Genomic DNA, 15,346 nt, shown 5'->3' on the forward strand with positions numbered 1-15,346 from the left:
CCAAATATTATTATTCCTGTCCCCCTTGTAAATGCCTATTTTCAGAAAAGTTTGCTATAATATAAGAAATAATTAAGGTGGTGGGACTATGGAGACAACGGAATTCCATGATACAATACAAGCCTTTTCTATTTTTTTATTGAATAAAGGCCGAAAACCCTCAACTATTAAACGTTATGTTTATGACGTTGAAGACTTCGGACATTGGTTAGAAAAAAACAAAAAGCTCCCTTCCAGTAATATATGGGCTACACTTTGTACAAAAGACTACGAAGATTACTTTTCCGATTTAAAAACGAATCGACATTACTCAGAAAAAACGATGCATCGTGTATTTATTGTACTAAATAGAATGCATCATTTTCTAAACATTCCTAACCCGTTGAAAAATATGGAAATTTCTATTCAACCAGACCGTACACTTCGTAACGAAGATTTCATTTCACCTGATGAAGAAAAAAGGTTAAAGTATATAGTCACTTCATTAGAAGGACTTTCAGAAAAACAACTTCCTGTGCGCCCTTTATTAATGGATCGCAATATTGCTATTTTAAATCTATTGATTGACTACGGTTTATCCTTACAAGAACTTACAGCATTAACAATGCATCACGTTCACTTTGAAACTAACACATTATCAATCCCAGCAACCGCAGGTGTAGAAAGAACAATTACATTAGCAAAAGAAGACAAAAAACAACTATATAATTATTACAAAAGCATCCCGGAACCAGTTCGTCCTAAATACCATAGTGATGATCCATTATTTGTCGCATTCGATTTTAACCGTGGAACATACAGGTGGGTATATGAAAATGATGCACCAAAGGCATTAACGGAAATTGCTATACAAAAAATGATTCGCCTCGAAGTGGCTAGAGCCAATTTACGTAAAGGAATTTCAGGACAACATTTTCGTAACACCTATATTTTAAACTTAATAAAAAAAGAAACTCCTGAATCAGAAATTATAAAACTCGCTGGATTCAAATCAAAAATTTCATTAAAGCGATATTATCAATACGCAGAAAATAGAAAAAACGCCTTATTGTAAGGCGTTTTTTCTATTTTTTCTTTAAACAAACGATTTTATTATGACCATTTAACTAATTTCTGCATCTACTATGATGAGTTTCGTTCACATTTTCGTGAGAAAGGAGAGATTTAATGTCTCGTTATAACGACAATCAAAACAAATTCTCCAAACCATGCTTTCCAAGTAGCGCCGGACGAATTCCAAATACTCCATCAATCCCAATTACTAAAGCTCAACTTAGAACATTTCGTGCGATTATTATTGATTTAACAAAAATAATCCCAAAACTTTTCGCAAATCCATCTCCCCAAAATATTGAAGATCTAATCGATACATTGAACCTACTGAGTAAATTTATTTGTTCACTAGACGCTACTTCCTCCCTGAAAGCACAAGGGTTAGCTATTATTAAAAACTTAATAACTATATTAAGAAATCCAACCTTTGTAGCAAGCGCTGTATTTATTGAGCTTCAAAATCTCATTAACTATTTACTATACATTACAAAATTATTCCGAATTGACCCATGCACACTTCAAGAGCTCCTTAAATTAATAGCAGCATTACAAACTGCTCTAGTTAATTCTGCTTCGTTCATTCAAGGACCTACCGGACCTACTGGACCAGCAGGCGCTACTGGTGCCACTGGGCCTCGAGGTAACACGGGCGCTACTGGACCTACCGGTGCCACTGGGCCTCGAGGTAACACGGGCGCTACTGGACCTACCGGTGCCACTGGGCCTCGAGGTAACACGGGCGCTACTGGTGCCACTGGACCTCAAGGTAACACGGGCGCTACTGGACCTACCGGTGCCACTGGGCCCCGAGGTAACACAGGCGCTACTGGACCTACCGGTGCCACTGGACCTCGAGGTAACACGGGCGCTACTGGGCCTCGAGGTAACACGGGCGCTACTGGCGCTACTGGACCTCAAGGTAACACAGGTGCTACTGGTGCCACTGGGCCTCGAGGTAACACGGGTCGCTACTGGCGCTACTGGACCTCAAGGTAACACAGGTGCTACTGGTGCCACTGGACCTCGAGGTAACACGGGCGCTACTGGCGCTACTGGACCTCAAGGTAACACAGGTGCTACTGGTGCCACTGGACCTCTACTGGACCTCAAGGTGTTCAAGGTAACACAGGAGCTACCGGCCTACTGGACCTCAAAGGTAACACGGGCGCTACTACTGGTGCTACTGGTGCTACTGGACCTCAAGGTAACACGGGTGCCACTGGCGCTACTGGTATAGGAGTTACCGGACCTACTGGACCTTCTGGCGGGCCTCCTGGGCCTCCTGGCTACTGGACCTCAAGGTAACACAGGTGCTACTGGCGCTACTGGTGCTACTGGACCTCAAGGTGTTCAAGGTAACACAGGTGCTACCGGCGCTACTGGACCTCAAGGTGTTCAAGGTAACACAGGTGCTACCGGCGCTACTGGACCTCAAGGTGTTCAAGGTAACACAGGTGCTACCGGCGCTACTGGCGCTACTGGACCTCAAGGTGTTCAAGGTAACACAGGTGCTACCGGCGCTACTGGTGCTACTGGACCTCAGGGTGTTCAAGGTAACACAGGTGCTACCGGCGCTACTGGCGCTACTGGACCTCAAGGTGTTCAAGGTAACACAGGTGCTACCGGCGCTACTGGTGCTACTGGACCTCAAGGTGTTCAAGGTAACACAGGTGCTACCGGCGCTACTGGACCTCAGGGTGTTCAAGGTAACACAGGTGGGCGCTACTGGACCTCAGGGTGTTCAAGGTAACACAGGTGCTACCGGCGCTACTGGTGCTACTGGCGCTACTGGACCTCAAGGTAACACAGGTGCTACTGGTGCCACTGGACCTCAGGGTGTTCAAGGTAACACAGGTGCTACCGGCGCTACTGGTGCTACTGGTGCTACTGGTGCTACTGGACCTCAAGGTAACACGGGTGCCACTGGCGCTACTGGTATAGGAGTTACCGGACCTACTGGACCTTCTGGCGGGCCTCCTGGGCCTCCTGGACCTACTGGACCTCAAGGTAACACAGGTGCTACTGGCGCTACTGGTGCTACTGGACCTCAAGGTGTTCAAGGTAACACAGGTGCTACCGGCGCTACTGGACCTCAAGGTGTTCAAGGTAACACAGGTGCTACCGGCGCTACTGGACCTCAAGGTGTTCAAGGTAACACAGGTGCTACCGGTGCTACTGGACCTCAGGGTGTTCAAGGTAACACAGGTGCTACCGGCGCTACTGGTGCTACTGGACCTCAAGGTGTTCAAGGTAACACAGGTGCTACCGGCGCTACTGGACCTCAAGGTGTTCAAGGTAACACAGGTGCTACCGGCGCTACTGGACCTCAAGGTAACACGGGTGCTACAGGTGCTACCGGCGCTACTGGACCTCAAGGTAACACGGGTGCTACAGGTGCTACCGGCGCTACTGGACCTCAAGGTAACACGGGTGCCACTGGCGCTACTGGTATAGGAGTTACCGGACCTACTGGACCTTCTGGCGGGCCTCCTGGACCTACTGGACCTCAAGGTAACACAGGTGCTACTGGACCTCAAGGTGTTCAAGGTAACACGGGTGCTACTGGACCTCAAGGTGTTCAAGGTAACACAGGTGCTACTGGACCTCAAGGTGTTCAAGGCAACACAGGTGCTACTGGACCTCAAGGTGTTCAAGGTAACACAGGTGCTACCGGCGCTACTGGTGCTACTGGACCTCAAGGTGTTCAAGGTAACACAGGTGCTACCGGTGCTACTGGACCTCAAGGTGTTCAAGGTAACACAGGTGCTACCGGCGCTACTGGTGCTACTGGACCTCAAGGTGTTCAAGGTAACACAGGTGCTACCGGCGCTACTGGTGCTACTGGACCTCAAGGTGTTCAAGGTAACACAGGTGCTACCGGTACTACTGGACCTCAAGGCGTTCAAGGTAACACAGGTGCTACTGGTGCTACCGGCGCTACTGGACCTCAAGGTGTTCAAGGTAACACGGGTGCTACTGGACCTCAAGGTGTTCAAGGTAACACAGGTGCTACTGGACCTCAAGGCATTCAAGGACCAACGGGTGCTACCGGCGCTACTGGTATAGGAGTTACTGGACCTACTGGACCTTCTGGTGGACCTACCGGACCTACTGGGCCTACTGGACCTAGCTTCCCTATAGCAACAATTGTTGTAACAAACAATATTCAGCAAACAGTACTGCAATTTAATAACTTTATTTTTAGTACTGCAATTAACGTAAACAATATTATCTTCAACGGCACAGATACAGTTACTGTTATTAACGGTGGTATTTATGTAATTAGCGTATCCATTTCTACAACTGCGCCAGGATGCGCTCCACTCGGAGTAGGAATTTCAATTAATGGAGCAGTCGCAACTGATAATTTCTCTTCAAATTTAATAGGCGACTCACTTTCATTTACTACAATCGAAACATTAGCAGCTGGTGCAAGAATTTCTGTTCAATCTACTCTTAATGAGATTACGATCCCTGCGACAGGAAATACTAACATCCGCCTTACTGTATTTAGAATCGCTTAAATTTCATCATATATTGTTTATGACAAATAAAAAAAGAGCGAGGAAACTCGCTCTTTTTTTGTTATGTACAATAATTCATTACTATTCTAATTCAATTGAAACATTTTTTTGTGGTACAAATGTGGAAATTGCATGTTTATAAATAAGCTGTTGCTTACCTTCTGTTTCCAGCAGGACTGTAAAATTATCAAATCCTTTAATTAGTCCACGAAGCTGGAAACCATTTAATAAGTACAGCGTAACAAACGTATTTTCTTTACGGAGTTGATTTAAAAACTGATCTTGAATATTGATTGATTGCTTCATGTCGAATCCTCCTCTTTTTCTCTACTTACTATTATTCGACTTTACTTGTAACTTTCCTTCTATGTATCGTAAAATTTCTGACGTTTTTTCACCGTCTGTAACATCAAACCACGTGACATCCATTTTATTACGGAACCACGTTAATTGACGTTTTGCATAACGACGCGAATTCGTCTTTAATTGTGACACCGCATCTTCTAAAGAGGCTCGATTCTCAAAATAATCATAGATTTCTTTATATCCAATCGCTTGAATAGATTGACAATCTCGTATCCCTCTATTATACAGCCCTTCTACTTCCTCTAATAGGCCTTGTTCCATCATCAAATCCACTCGTAAGTTAATGCGATCGTATAGCATTTCTCGATCCATTGTCAAGCCAATTAATGAAACATCATAGAGTAACTCTTTTTCTTGTTTCTCAATTTGTTCACTCATTTTTTCACCCGTCGTGTGGAAAATTTCTAACGCCCGAATGACACGTCGTACATTATTTGCATGAATACGCTCCGCACTTTCTGGATCTACTTCTTGCAATTTTTTATGTACATATTCCACACCGCGTTCTAAAGCTAACTTTTCCATTTGCTCTCGGTATATCACATCACCAGCATCATCTGTAAACTGATAATCGAATAAAACAGATTGTATATAAAGACCGGTCCCACCAACTATAATTGGTAATTTACCACGTTCTGTAATTTCTCGAATATGCTTGCGAACACGTTCTTGAAATTCCGCGACAGAAAATGAATCTTCCGGATTTTTTATATCGATCATATAATGTGGAATTCCGTCCATCTCTGCTTTTGTTACCTTTGCAGTTCCAATATCCATCGTTCGATAGATCTGCATGGAATCACCACTAATAATTTCACCGTTCAACACTTTGGCAAGATCGATACTTAACTTCGTCTTTCCAACAGCAGTTGGTCCAATGATGACAGCAACTTTTTCACGTTGCACTTCTCCCATATCATTCAACTCTCTTTATGTAATATACTCCATCTATTGATTATACCCAATCTTACCAATTTTAACGGCATGATTGCAAGTTCTTTCATTTCGGTACATGAAATTATACAGAAAAAAGAACATAGTTTGTCCAATTCTGCATATACATGATAAAAATAGTTTCGAGAGGATGAGTTAACTATGAAACAATCCACCATCAATTTTTCATCTTTGACAAAAGACCTCATTTTAGCCACTTCTACAAAAGAACAAAATTGTTCACAAGAGGAATTATACTTCGCCCTAAATTGTTTACTACGGGCTTTTCATTCTACTCTCCATGAAACAACATTACATCCAGAAAATAAAAATACAGAATATATACAAACGCAATTTTGCAGTGCATATAAAATTATTACAGGTAAAACTATTTATCCATTTCAATAATCCATAAAAAGCGGCTGCTTACATAGTTTTAAGCAACCGCTTTTTATATTAATATCGATAACCTATTGTATAACTTTCACTTTTACAGATTTGCGCCCCCAGCTATTAGCACTACCATCTGAACCGACTAATACATCAATACGATTTCCTTTAATCGCACCACCGGTGTCTCCAGCAATCGCTTCTCCATATCCTTCTACCCATACTTTTGATCCAAGCGGAATTACTTTCGGATCAACAGCAATTACTTTCATATTTGGATTTGCTGTTAAATCATGCCCCATTGCAGTTAATACACGACCACCATACGAACCATTCTCACTCGGATCTGCTGTATATGCCGTCGCTTCTACTGTAATTTCACGACCACCAGTAGGCGCACTTGTTTCAGTAGATTTTGCAACTGGTTTTGCAGCCGGTTTTTCTTTTACCACAGGTTTACTTGATTCTACATTCTTAATAGAATCGTTACTCTTAACAGACTCTTTATTCTTAACTACTGTATTATTTTTAACTGGCGTATTTGTTCTAGCTGGTGCTTCTTCTTGAGCTACAACCTCTTTCTTTTCGATTACAGGTGCTGTTCCTGTTAAAAATGGCACGTGAACATATCCAACTTTTCCATTGTAGTCGAATTGTAACCATTCATTTTGAACTTGATTCGTCGTTTCAATCACATCATTTTTATTAAGTTTACCTAAAATTTCAGAATCAGTATTCGCTCCAGCACGAACATTTAATACGCCCGCCGTTACATAATATGTGCTCTTTGTAAAATCGGCACTTACAAACGCTTCCTTACCGTTCAACTTAATTTTTGTCCATCCATTTTCTGTATTTATAACATCTAGTGTATTCCCACTGAACACTTTACCTACAAGCTTTGACTCTACATTTGGGTTTTCTCTAACATTTAATATGTCTGTTGTTACAATTGTTTCCGCTTTAGCAGAACCCGCAAAAATCCCAAGACCAAAAACTGCTGCTGTTGCTATACCTAATAATTTTTTCATGAATAGCCTCCATTTGCTTTGTTTTCGTATTTTCATTATAGCAACAGTTTTTTAGAATTTTTAGAAATCACACAATTACAAAGCATTCGTAATATACGATTAACGAGTTGTAACATAAATTTCCATATTAATAAAATGTATTTCTCATACAATCTCCAGTGGTTTTCATATATTTTTCATATAAGAGCACAAGAACTTTTTTCCAGAAAAAATTACAGTGTTACTTTTTTGTTACAAAAAATTCACAATTCGTTACATCTTTTACCAAAAAACATCAATATTCAATTGTTAACCTATTTTTTTGTAATAAAAAGAGAGCAGCTTCTAAATGAAGTGACCCCTAAAAGTTAGACACGGTTATTTCATTAGGCAGCTTGATAAAAGTGAGTCCGGTATTGTACCGGGCTCATTTTTAATTTTGCCTTAATCCGTTTCGTATTATAATAATCTATATATTTTTCTAATTCTATTTTAAAGTGCTCTACATTTTCAAATTCTTTTATGTAGAGGAACTCCGACTTCATAATCCCAAAGAAATTTTCTATTACTGCGTTGTCGTAACAGTTGCCTTTTCGAGACATACTCTGGACGATAGCTCTTGATTCAAGTGTCCGGACGTACTGTCTCATTTGATAATGCCATCCTTGATCCGAATGCATCAGTAGCTGGTGGGTTTCAGGTAAACGTTCCAATACTTTCTCTAACATGTCTGAAACAAGCGAATACGTCGGTCTAGAACCAATTGTATAGGTAATAATTTCACCATTATACAAATCTAATACAGGTGATACATACAGTTTTTCTCCAAACAATTTAAACTCTGTGATGTCTGTTACCCACTTTTGATTCGGTGCATCTGTATGAAAATTACGCTCTAAAATATTAGGTGCAATTCTACTGACTTTTCCTTTATAGGATTTATATTTCTTCATACGCACAACACACTTTAACCCAAGCTCTTTCATAATGCGCTGAACCTTCTTGTGGTTCACTTTCTGGCCACGATTCGTTAATTCATCACGAATGCGACGATAACCATAACGACCTTCATTTTCCTCATAAATCGCTTTAATCTCAGCTTTCAAATCGGCATCTACATCTGGACGATTCATTTTCTTTACTAAATCATAATACGTGCTTCGAGGAATAGTAGCTAGCTCCACGAGTGCCTTCACCGAATATTTATGCCTTAATTCATAGACTACTTGCGCTTTGTCTTGTTTTGTGATTTTTCCTTGTTTTGAACTAAGGCATTTAACTTTTTTAAGTACTCATTTTCCATCTCAAGCTGTTTAATGCGTGCTTCAAGTGCTTCGACTGATCCTTCAGCTAAAGGTTGTTTTACTTGTTTATTTGAATCTTTTTTCATGGATGGACGCCCCTTTTTCTTAGATTGAAGGGCATCAATTCCTTGTGTTTCGAGCTGTTTTTTCCAAACAGAAATCGTTGAAGGGGCAGGAATATTAAAGATAGCTGCCGTCTCAAATAAGGACATACCGTTTTCAATCATAAAGTTTAGTACGTCTAGTTTAAATTGTTGTGTGTAATTTGTACATCGTTTTAGAAAAGCTTCCAGACCATTCTGTTTATATTGGTTTACCCAATTCAAAATGATTGTGTCACTTATACCGAGCGATCTACCCATTTCTCGATAACTTTCATTTCCGTTCAAATAACGTAGAACGATTTGTATTTTTTCATCAGCTGTAAATTTAGCCATAGAAAAACTGCTCTCTTTTTATTTGTTATTGAACTTTCTTTTTCCAAACACCTAGCATAACAGCCGAGACAATTGTTCCAATTAATATAGAGAAAATATATAGTAACGGTTTATTTACTAACGCTATTACAAATAATCCACCATGCGGTGCCGGTAATGTAATTTGGAATAACATAGATAACGCACCTGCAATACTTGAACCAACAACACAACTTACGATTACTCGAACCGGATCTGCAGCTGCAAACGGAATCGCACCTTCTGTAATGAACGACGCTCCCATAATATAATTTGTTAAACCAGATTTACGTTCCGCTTCTGTAAACTTTGATTTAAAGAATGTAGTTGCGAATGCAATCGCAAGTGGTGGTACCATCCCACCAGCCATAACTGCTGAGTGCACTCCAAAATTCTGCGCTTCTATTGCAGCAATACCAAACGTAAATGCCGCTTTATTAATTGGCCCCCCCATATCAATTGCCATCATACCACCTAAAATAAGACCTAGTAATATAGCATTCGTACCGTTTAAACCATTTAACCACCCTGTCAACATTTCATTTAATGCTACTACAGGCGGAATTACTACTTTTTGCATTACAACTCCTGTAATCAATAATCCAAAGACTGGATATAACAATACAGGTTTAATTCCTTCTAATTGTACTGGTAGTCCTGAAAATAATCTTTTCAACCCTAAAACAACATATCCAGCTAAGAAACCAGCAATTAATCCACCTAAAAATCCAGCATTCGCATTCGCCGCTAAAAATCCACCTACAACACCAGGCATAAAACCAGGACGATCAGCAATAGAACTTGCAATAAATCCAGCTAAAATTGGTACAAGGAATAAAAACGCACCTGTTTTTCCTCCACCAATTGACATGAACAATTCAGCTAAAGGACCTTCCGCCTTTATACCACCAAACGAAAACGCTAGCGCTATTAAAATCCCGCCACCAACAACGAATGGAAGCATATTACTTACACCGCTCATTAAATGCTTATAAATTCCTAATCCTTTTTCTCCCTCAATACTTTCTGATTTCCCGTCCTCTTTTACACCTTTAAAGATTGGTGCATCTTGTTTGACAGCTCGCTTAAGCAGATTTTCCGTTTTTCGAATCCCATCAGCAACTGGCACTTGAATGACATGTTTACCAGCAAAACGATTCATTTCTACTTGTTTATCCGCCGCAACAATAATAGCTGTTGCACGTTCAATATCCTCTTTCGTTAAACCGTTTTTAATACCTGTTGATCCGTTTGTTTCAACTTTAATCGCTATTCCTAACTCTGTCGCTTTTGCTTTTAAGCTATCCGCTGCCATATATGTGTGAGCGATTCCAGTTGGACAAGCTGTAACAGCAAGTACGTACGGTTCATTTCCTTCTGGTTTTGCGACTTCAATCTCTTCTTCTTTTTCATTCTCTTTTTCATCAAATAGTTGAAGAAGCTCACTTTCATCCTTTGCTTCTAATAGTTGCTTGCGAAATCCTTCATCCATTAATAATGTCGATAAACGAGACAACGTTTCTAAATGAGTATTATTCGCTCCTTCACTTGCAGCAATCATAAAGAATAAGTGTGCTGGCTGTCCGTCAAGCGACTCATAATTGATACCGCTTACACTTCTACCAAAACAAATCGATGGTTGTTTAACAGCCTTTGTCTTCGCATGAGGTATTGCAATACCTTCCCCTATTCCAGTCGTACTTTGGGCCTCCCGCTTTAAAATAGCTTCTTTAAATTCCGTTTTACTATTTAAACGATTTGCCCCGTTTAATTTCTCAACTAATTCATCTATGACAGCTTCTTTATTTGAAGCTGTCAAATCCATAATGACTGTATCCCTTTTTAATAGTTCTGTAATTTTCATATGTTGCTTCCCCCTATCGCTTAGCTACAATTACTTGCGACAATAATTCTTCTACTTTTTCCTTCTTACATAAATCAGCTGAAAATGCTGTTGCACTCCCTGTTGCAACGCCGTATTGAAATGCCTTTTCAATATCTTTTGTCTGTTCATATTTGCCTACAAACCCTGCAACAAGAGAATCCCCGGCCCCAACTGAATTAATTACAACACCTTTTGGAACAGTCGCTTCATATATACCTTCTGCCGTAAATAATAAAGCTCCCTCTCCAGCCATCGATACGATAACGTGTTTTACACCTTGTTCAATTAATTTTCTTCCATAAGGTAAAACGTCCTCTACTGTTGAAAGCTCCACTCCAAACAACTCACCAAGTTCATGGTGGTTTGGCTTAATTAAAAATGGCTTATTTTTAATTACATGTTGCAGTGCACTTCCACTTGCATCTACTACTACACGAATACCTTTTTCAGCTCCAAACGCAGCAATTGATTCGTAAAAGGTATTTGGAATAGAAACTGGTACACTCCCAGCAAGTACAACACAATCTCCAGGTTGCATACTCTCAATTTTTTTCATTAACTGTTCGAACTGCTCTTTTGTTACAATAGGACCTTGGCCATTTAATTCTGTTTCTTCTTCCCCTTTTATTTTCACATTAATGCGAGTATCTTCATCTACTTGGACGAAGTTTGTTGTTACACCTTCCGTCTGTAATACCTCTTTAATAAATTGACCAGTAAATCCACCAGTAAATCCAAGTGCTATATTTTTAACACCTAAACGCTGAAGAACACGAGAAACATTAATTCCTTTTCCTCCAGGAAACTTCATATCTTTTTCCGCTCGATTTATTGTTCCTAAATCAAAGGAAGAAACTTGCACTACATAATCAATAGATGGGTTTAAAGTAACTGTATAGATCATTGTTTATCAGCCTCAATTACATTGGTTTGTTGTTTATATTTTTCTAAATCAATTTCTAAATGGTTTGTAATAATATTTGCATCTTCAACATTTGCAATTTTCGCAAACGCAACTTCTGAAAACTTACTTTCATCAATTAAGAAATATCCTTCGTTTGCTAATGTTAATGCCATTTGTTTTAAGAGCGCTTCTTCTGGATCTGGCGTTGTAAAGCCAAGCTGTTCATGTACACCATTTGCACCTAAAAAACATTTATCAAAACGATACTTCTGCATACTTTCCTGTGCCATAGCACCGATTAAAGCTTTCGTCCTACTCTTCATCATTCCGCCTAGTAAATACGCACGAATATTATTTTCAACTAAAGCTTCAATATGCATAAGTCCATTCGTAACGACAGTAATATCTTTATTTATTAAAAATGGAATCATTTCAAATGTTGTACTTCCTGCATCTAAATAAATACAATCACCTTGTTCAATAACGCTAGCCGCATACTTAGCAATTTGTTGTTTTATTTGAATGTTTTTGGATGATTTTTCGACCATCGTTGGTTCTTGCCCTTTTCCTGTTAAAACAGCGGCACCACCATGAACTCTTTTTAATAACCTTTGCTTTTCCAATTGTGCTAAATCACGGCGAATTGTCGACTCAGAGCTTTCTGTTCTTTCAACTAATTGCTGTAATTTTACAACTTTCTGTTCTTTTACAAGTTGCAATATCATTTGATGACGTTCAGGAGTTAACATTTTATTCACCTCTTCTTTGATTACAGTATAATGAAAACGGTCACAAAAATCAACCATAAACAATCAAAAATAATCAAAAACATCCACAAACATTTATAAACAGCAAAAAAAGAAACCTATTCGATCAAACAATCAAATAGATTTCTTTTCTAAATTCACTTATAAAGAAGCTTTATATATACTTAAAACATCATCTTTATTTAATTTTTTAAAGTTACCAAATTCACCATACGCCATCGCTTTATCCGCCATTAAATCAATTTCATTTTCTCCAATAGCGTAATCAGATAATGTTACTGGCGCCTCAATTGAAGTCCAAAATTGACGTAACGCCTGAATTCCTTCTAACGCAATTTCTCGATCAGTCTTTCCATCTGTTTCTACATTGAATACTCGAATAGCAAACTGTTTAAAACGACTTACATTTCCCTCTACAACATGCTTCATCCAGTTCGGGAATAAAATCGCAAGGCCACCCCCGTGTGGTATATCATGAACAGCAGAAACTGCATGCTCAATATTATGAGTCGCCCAATCTCCTTTTACTCCCATTGCTAAAATGCCGTTTAACGCCATAGTACCACAATATAAAATAGTTTCTCTATGCTCATAATTTTCTAAATCACTTAAAAGCTTAGGAGCTGTCTCAATTACTGTTTTTAAAACAGCTTCACAATAACGATCTTGTAGTTCTGTATTCGTTCCATGATGGAAATATTGTTCTAATACGTGCGACATAATATCTACCATACCGTAAATTGTTTGATCTTTCGGTACAGAAGTAGTATGAACTGGATCTAAAATCGAAAACTGCGGGAAAGTAACCGGGCTACCCCATCCATACTTTTCATTCGTTTCCCAGTTTGTAATTACCGAGCCTGCATTCATTTCAGATCCTGTTGCTGCAAGAGTAAGTACAGTACCAAATGGTAATGCCTCATTAGCAAATGTTTTTTTCGTTACAATATCCCATACATCTCCATCGTACTTACTACCAGCTGCAATTGCCTTCGTACAGTCGATTACACTTCCTCCACCAACTGCTAAAATAAATTCAACACCATTCTCTTTACAAATTTGAATCCCTTTCTTTACAGTTGATACACGTGGATTCGGTTCAACACCTGTTAATTCAAATACTTCTGCATTAATATCCTTTAAAATAGAAATTACATTATCATAAATACCGTTTCTTTTAATGCTGCCTCCCCCGTATACGAGAAGAACTTTTTTACCGAACTGTGGAATTTCAGTTTTTAACTGTTCTAATTGACCTTTACCGAAAATAAGTTTCGTTGGATTACGAAATACAAAATTTTGCATATTTCTTTACCATCCCTTCTATATGAAAAGCAACTATACTTTTGTATACCATATTTTTTTCATTTCACAAAAATATTTGCTTAATAAAAAAATCCCAGCCTACAGGCTGAGATTTTTTTATTGGTAATAAGGTGAGATCATTAAGTAAACAATAACACCAGATAAACTTACATATAACCAAATCGGCATCGTCCAACGTACAATTTTACGGTGACGTGTTAATTGATTTGTAAAACCAAATACAAGCGCAAACAATGCAAGTGGTACGATAATTGCTGCTAGGATAATATGTGTAATTAAAATGATGAAATACACATATTTAATGAATCCTTCTCCGCCAAAATGTGTTGCCGGTGCTAAGTAATGATACGATAAATACGACACACAAAATAGTAAAGTTGTCGTAAATGCTGCAAGGATAAAACCACGATGCATTTTCACATTCTTTTTAATGATCGAGAATAACGCTGCTAATAAAAATACGAACGTAAAGCTATTAAAAATCGCGTTTAACATTGGTAAAATCGTTACATCAAAATGTACTTCTCCTTCATAGCCAACAGGTCCAAAGAACAAAAATAAAATAATCGCATTTACAATTACAGAAAGCGTTATCACAATAGGAGCATAGCTTTTCTGATTTGTTGATTGATCCACCAAAATGGTCACTCCCTCTTCCTTCAAGTATGTATACATAACCTCACTATTTTAACATATTATTCACAGTGTAAATGTGACAATAGTTTGACACAGCAAGACCAGACAAAGAAAAAAATCCTTCTTAATAAAACTTCTTAAGAAGGATTTTATCGCTTTATTATTCAAATAGCAATGCGATTAGTTTTTGTTAAAAAATGTATCGCTATATGCTTGAAAAATTTCAGACACTTGATATCCCATTAATGAAATTGCTGTTAATGAAAAAAAACCAATCATAAGAAATCGAAACCACATATAAATCTCCTCCTTGTATTTAGCTTAAAAAACGTTAGCTACCTTACAAGTTGAGTGGCACTCTTCATCATCACTTTCCTTTTTCCTTACAATTGCTGTAATAAATCGAATCATAAAGAAAACTACAAAAGGAAATTGTTCGTAATTCACATTGGCATAGTTTAGCAACGGCTCGCGCTGCACATCGAACGGAGATGAGAAGGAATAGAACATACCTTGCTCTTCCATATATACAATTACAATTTTCATGCAAAATACGATTCCTAGAAACGAAACAATATCTTGCCATTCTGTCGTATATAACAGGTTATACAGCTCTAATACGTACTCTTCCATCATCATCCCCCCTTCCTTTTTTACCATTTTGCTCGCCTTCGTATAAAAAGTCAAGAAAAAAGTTTATATTCACTATGACAATAGTAATTACTTGTTTCTATGATTATATATGATTCTTTTATAGCAATGATTGGGTGTAACTCTCTTCGAAAATAAGAAA

General features: G+C 38.7%; 13 protein-coding genes and 1 pseudogene. 4 read left to right on the forward strand and 10 right to left on the reverse strand.

Annotated features, from left to right (window positions below; genetic code table 11):
- Positions 1-88 precede the first annotated feature (88 nt).
- The 3 genes and pseudogenes from V7S45_RS18130 (at position 89) to V7S45_RS18140 (ending at position 4,577) form a co-directional block, all read left to right on the forward strand.
- The gene (locus V7S45_RS18130; RefSeq protein ID WP_000450326.1) at positions 89-1,054 is read left to right on the forward strand and encodes a site-specific integrase; all 966 of its coding nucleotides are present in this window, start codon (positions 89-91) and stop codon (positions 1,052-1,054) included.
- Between the two features lie 113 nt (positions 1,055-1,167).
- Positions 1,168-2,761, forward strand: a pseudogene (locus tag V7S45_RS18135) (collagen-like repeat preface domain-containing protein); the annotation flags it as partial.
- Positions 2,751-4,577 (forward strand): Gly-Xaa-Xaa repeat protein, encoded by a 1,827-nt coding sequence (locus tag V7S45_RS18140; RefSeq protein WP_342761455.1) that lies wholly within the window; start codon positions 2,751-2,753, stop codon positions 4,575-4,577. The pseudogene V7S45_RS18135 and the gene V7S45_RS18140, both read left to right, overlap by 11 nt.
- An 81-nt stretch (positions 4,578-4,658) precedes the next feature.
- On the opposite strand, the gene hfq is transcribed toward V7S45_RS18140, so the two are convergent.
- Together hfq and miaA are read right to left on the reverse strand one after the other, a co-directional pair.
- Entirely contained in the window at positions 4,659-4,883 is a 225-nt protein-coding gene (gene hfq / locus V7S45_RS18145; protein ID WP_000813896.1) for an RNA chaperone Hfq, read from the reverse strand.
- Between the two features lie 21 nt (positions 4,884-4,904).
- Positions 4,905-5,858 carry a tRNA (adenosine(37)-N6)-dimethylallyltransferase MiaA gene (gene miaA / locus V7S45_RS18150; protein ID WP_000504956.1) on the reverse strand — a complete coding sequence of 318 codons (954 nt, stop codon included), beginning with the start codon at positions 5,856-5,858 and terminating at the stop codon, positions 4,905-4,907.
- A gap of 180 nt (positions 5,859-6,038) precedes the next feature.
- Here miaA and V7S45_RS18155 point away from each other — a divergent pair, with 180 nt between their 5' ends.
- Positions 6,039-6,284: a hypothetical protein gene (locus tag V7S45_RS18155; RefSeq protein ID WP_000814429.1), complete on the forward strand. Its 246-nt coding sequence runs from the start codon at positions 6,039-6,041 to the stop codon at positions 6,282-6,284.
- A gap of 62 nt (positions 6,285-6,346) precedes the next feature.
- Here the strand turns inward: V7S45_RS18155 and entD are convergent, their stop codons facing one another.
- The 8 genes from entD to V7S45_RS18195 form a co-directional block, all read right to left on the reverse strand.
- Entirely contained in the window at positions 6,347-7,297 is a 951-nt protein-coding gene (gene entD / locus V7S45_RS18160) for a cell wall-binding protein EntD (RefSeq protein ID WP_000734605.1), read from the reverse strand.
- A gap of 365 nt (positions 7,298-7,662) precedes the next feature.
- A protein-coding gene (locus V7S45_RS18165; protein ID WP_342761456.1) for an IS3 family transposase occupies positions 7,663-9,017 on the reverse strand; the annotation gives its coding sequence in 2 pieces (ribosomal slippage) (positions 7,663-8,564 and positions 8,564-9,017; 1,356 coding nt in all).
- Positions 9,018-9,042: 25 nt separating this feature from the next.
- Positions 9,043-10,899, reverse strand: a complete 1,857-nt coding sequence (locus tag V7S45_RS18170; protein WP_000704605.1) for a PTS fructose transporter subunit IIABC — start codon at positions 10,897-10,899, stop codon at positions 9,043-9,045.
- 13 nt (positions 10,900-10,912) lie between these two features.
- Positions 10,913-11,824, reverse strand: a complete 912-nt coding sequence (pfkB, locus tag V7S45_RS18175) for a 1-phosphofructokinase (RefSeq protein ID WP_086403757.1) — start codon at positions 11,822-11,824, stop codon at positions 10,913-10,915.
- A complete protein-coding gene (locus V7S45_RS18180; RefSeq protein WP_025687333.1) occupies positions 11,821-12,573 on the reverse strand; it encodes a DeoR/GlpR family DNA-binding transcription regulator in 753 nt (250 codons plus the stop codon). Before V7S45_RS18180 ends, pfkB begins: the two co-directional genes overlap by 4 nt.
- Positions 12,574-12,732: 159 nt before the next feature.
- Entirely contained in the window at positions 12,733-13,896 is a 1,164-nt protein-coding gene (locus V7S45_RS18185) for an iron-containing alcohol dehydrogenase (protein WP_001179093.1), read from the reverse strand.
- A 117-nt stretch (positions 13,897-14,013) separates the two neighbouring features.
- Positions 14,014-14,556 (reverse strand): DUF420 domain-containing protein, encoded by a 543-nt coding sequence (locus V7S45_RS18190; RefSeq protein WP_000228315.1) that lies wholly within the window; start codon positions 14,554-14,556, stop codon positions 14,014-14,016.
- 318 nt (positions 14,557-14,874) lie between these two features.
- Complete coding sequence (locus V7S45_RS18195) at positions 14,875-15,213, reverse strand: hypothetical protein (RefSeq protein WP_121868051.1); 339 nt, start codon at positions 15,211-15,213, stop codon at positions 14,875-14,877.
- Between the last annotated feature and the right edge of the window lie 133 nt (positions 15,214-15,346).

This window comes from Bacillus sp. BR3(2024) (genome assembly GCF_039134555.1).
GTDB lineage: Bacteria > Bacillota > Bacilli > Bacillales > Bacillaceae_G > Bacillus_A > Bacillus_A cereus.

Coding starts and splice junctions, on each gene's coding strand:
- V7S45_RS18130 (WP_000450326.1), top strand. CDS start 89: ATGGAGACAACGGAATTCCATGATACAATACAAGCCTTTTCTATTTTT.
- hfq (WP_000813896.1), bottom strand. CDS start 4,883: ATGAAGCAATCAATCAATATTCAAGATCAGTTTTTAAATCAACTCCGT.
- miaA (WP_000504956.1), bottom strand. CDS start 5,858: ATGGGAGAAGTGCAACGTGAAAAAGTTGCTGTCATCATTGGACCAACT.
- V7S45_RS18155 (WP_000814429.1), top strand. CDS start 6,039: ATGAAACAATCCACCATCAATTTTTCATCTTTGACAAAAGACCTCATT.
- entD (WP_000734605.1), bottom strand. CDS start 7,297: ATGAAAAAATTATTAGGTATAGCAACAGCAGCAGTTTTTGGTCTTGGG.
- V7S45_RS18170 (WP_000704605.1), bottom strand. CDS start 10,899: ATGAAAATTACAGAACTATTAAAAAGGGATACAGTCATTATGGATTTG.
- pfkB (WP_086403757.1), bottom strand. CDS start 11,824: ATGATCTATACAGTTACTTTAAACCCATCTATTGATTATGTAGTGCAA.
- V7S45_RS18180 (WP_025687333.1), bottom strand. CDS start 12,573: ATGTTAACTCCTGAACGTCATCAAATGATATTGCAACTTGTAAAAGAA.
- V7S45_RS18185 (WP_001179093.1), bottom strand. CDS start 13,896: ATGCAAAATTTTGTATTTCGTAATCCAACGAAACTTATTTTCGGTAAA.
- V7S45_RS18195 (WP_121868051.1), bottom strand. CDS start 15,213: ATGGTAAAAAAGGAAGGGGGGATGATGATGGAAGAGTACGTATTAGAG.